Genomic DNA, 3,200 nt, shown 5'->3' with positions numbered 1-3,200 from the left:
GTGATCGGCGAGCAGTGTTTGCACGATCCACTGGTACTGCACTCGGACAATGGTGCGCCGATGAAATCGCTGACGCTGTTGAGCAAAATGTATGACCTGGGCATCACGCCGTCCCGTGGCCGACCGCGTGTTAGCAATGACAACCCGTACTCGGAATCACTGTTCCGGACGTTGAAATACTGCCCACAATGGCCGGCAGATGGCTTTGCCAGTCTGGACGCGGCACGCGCCTGGGTCAGGGATTTTATGCGCTGGTATAACCACGAACACCGGCACAGCCGAATCCGCTTCGTGACCCCGGCCGAACGGCACCGTGGTCAGGATCATCAGATCCTGGCTCGGCGTCATGAGCTGTACGAGCAAGCTCGGGAGAAATGCCCGGAACGCTGGTCTGGCCAGACAAGAAACTGGGAGCCGATGGGCACTGTGATGTTGAACCCGGATCGGCAGCAGCAGACCGAGAAAAGAGCGGCATAGTTAGACGGCGACGCGACAACAACCTTGAAAAACGCCGGAATGGTGGCTGGAACATGGCCAACAGGAACGTCGCCGCAGTTGGGGCACGTATTCCCAGCATGGGGGAATTGAACGAAATACACGCCGCGTATGGCGCATCATGGCCCATGGGAAATCACCATTATTGGTCTACCGATAGGGGCAGCGATTGGTGGCCATTCAAAAGTAGAAGAACCAAGTATCTGGTTTGGGGCGGCTATGGCGACGCGAAAGAATTCGGGCATGCCTCGAATATTGTCGGGATTCGCTGACTCGCGGAGTGAAATACGCTATTAAAATCGCGATTGCCCTGCTTGATGTCAAACCGTGAAATCCGTTCTCTACGTCAGAGAATGGATTTCCGGTCACGAACTGAAAAGCAACGATACCGTTCGTCTGAATTCAACGTACACCTGTCAGATCTGACAGGTGCGCATTCCCCGGTTTTATCCCCTAATCACTCCATCGCCCCACCTTCGGCAGGAGTGCCCCGCGATGCTCGTCCAACCGCGCAAACCAATCTCCGTCCTGGCCTTGCTCGATCCGGAAATCCCCGGCGGCCGGATGCTGGATGACGGCTCCAGGGGCGTCAACCTCGCCGCTGCACGACTCAACTATCCCGACAAGGGGTTGAAAGTCCAGGTTCCCGCCTGGAACAACATGAGCAAGAGCGATAACTGCAAGGTGTACCTGGGCACCACCATGGTCGCGCAAAAGACCATCACCGAAGACATCGAGGTGGACAAGCACGTCACTCTGTTCATCGAGCCGCCGCGCTTGCCCAGCGGCGACTGGGAGCTGTCTTACCAGATCACGCGTTTCGGGCAGAGGGCCGAGCCAGGACCGATGATCAAGCTCTTCGTCAAACTCGAACTGCCCGGTGGCCAGGATATTAATCCCGACTATGGCCACTCCGAACTGACCATGGCCTTCGATCCGCCGGATGTGGTGCGCGACGGTGTCGACAAGGCCACCGCCGAGGCAGGCGTGCTGATCTACGCCAAACCCAAGCCCGGCGATGGCTGGCTCTACCTGAACTGCGCCGTCGGTGACGTGCTCATCCTGGCCTGGGCCGGGAAAACCGTGGAGTCCGAGCCCGTCACCCAGGAACAGATCGACGATCCGGAGGGTAATCCCATCGTGGTGCTGGCCGACCAGTCCACCATCCTCTCAGCCGGAGACTCCGACGGCGTGTCGGTCAGCTACAAGATCCGCGACCGCGTGTACAACGAGTCCGAAGACTGGTGCGAGGCCGTGCGTATTGTCGTCGACACCCAGGGCTTGCGCCTGGGTGCGCCCATCCTCAAACACGCCGACGGTCTCATCGTCGATCTGGAGGTGCTGGGGGACGAACAGCCGCTGGTGGAAGTCTGGGCGGAGGACGTGAACATCTTCAAAAAGTACGACGAGATCTACCTCAGCGTCTTCGGTACCGACGACGAAGGTAAAGAGATCAGCGAAGTGGTGATCCAGCGTATTGAAAGCACGCCGCCAGTGCGGGTCTCGATCGCGCACAAGAACAGCACCCTGCGTACCTTGGCCAAACTCACGGTGGTGTACTCCTATCATGTACGCCGCGGCGGCACCGTGGTCGACAATTCCATATCCAAGTCCCGCGCCTACAGCGTTATCGGTGAACCGACACGCCTGGCCGCGCCCATCGCAATCGACCAGATCAGTGGCGCGCTCGACCCCGACGCGCCCGAATACCGCATCTGCATTCCCCCCGATCCACTGATCACCCCGGAGAACGCGATCGAACTGAAATGGTTCGGCACCCGGCCCGACCTGACCACCTACGACCCGGACCTGGACTGGTATTCCCCCAGCGAAGACGAGGCCAATGCCCCCGAAGGGTTCATCGTCACCGTCGCCGGCGAACACGGCAAAACCATCGAGGGCGGCACGCTGCGTCTGTCGTACTGCCTGCTGAGCGATGAAGACGGCACCATCACCCGTCGCGCGTCCCTGCACGCCTCGCTGTTGAACATTGGCGAAGCGCAACGCGAACTGGTGAAACCCATCGTGCAGGGGGAAAAGGATGGCGTGCTGGACCCCAAAGACCTGCCCGGTGGTGTCAGCAAAATCACCGCGCCACGGCCGGTGGCTGTTCCGAGCGAGGCCAACGATATCGTGAAGTATTTCTGGATCGTTGAAGGCAATGAGCCTGTTACCGACTTTAAAAAACTCAATGCACTGTCCAAGGACAGGGACGTGGCTTTCCCGCTGAACGCGGCGTTTGTGGCCCAGCACATCGAACCTAATCGCGGGAAAAAAGTGCAGGTGCACTACGAAATCTTCCGGGCGGCGAGCAACACGACCAGTTATTCGAATGTGCTGGAGTTTGTCATCGGCGAACCGGTGGAATTAATACCGCCGACGCTCGACTCCGTGATGGGCTCGCCCAGTGGGCGCGAGATTCCGCAGAATGGTTTTACGGTAGAAACCGCCGTCACGCTGTCCGGAGCCGCTGCCAAAGGCCAGGAAGTCGAGATATTCGATGGTGCCACCGCCAAAGGCCGAACGACCGCTACCAATGGCGTGTGGACGTTCCCGGTGTCAGACCTGACGGTCGCCGCGCACAGCTTCAAGGCCAAGGCCTTGTATGGCACAGGTGCCGAGTCGGCGGCCAGAACCCTGACCGTGACCGCAGCCACCGCGCCTACGCTGACCTCAGTCAAGGGCTCGCCGAGCGGCAATGAAGT

Annotated in this window: 1 protein-coding gene and 1 pseudogene; both read left to right on the top strand. The window is 59.5% G+C overall.

Translation table 11 applies throughout. The features are described from left to right. On the top strand, positions 1-477 hold a 477-nt coding region (locus tag ACIOWA_RS07935), incomplete at its 5' end, for a transposase (RefSeq protein WP_401159161.1). A 513-nt stretch (positions 478-990) separates the two neighbouring features. Continuing rightward, a pseudogene (locus ACIOWA_RS07930) lies at positions 991-3,200 on the top strand (hypothetical protein); the annotation flags it as partial.

The organism is Pseudomonas sp. NPDC087614 (assembly GCF_044743485.1).
Lineage (GTDB): Bacteria > Pseudomonadota > Gammaproteobacteria > Pseudomonadales > Pseudomonadaceae > Aquipseudomonas > Aquipseudomonas baetica_A.
This window is presented reverse-complemented; position numbering and strand designations above follow the sequence as displayed.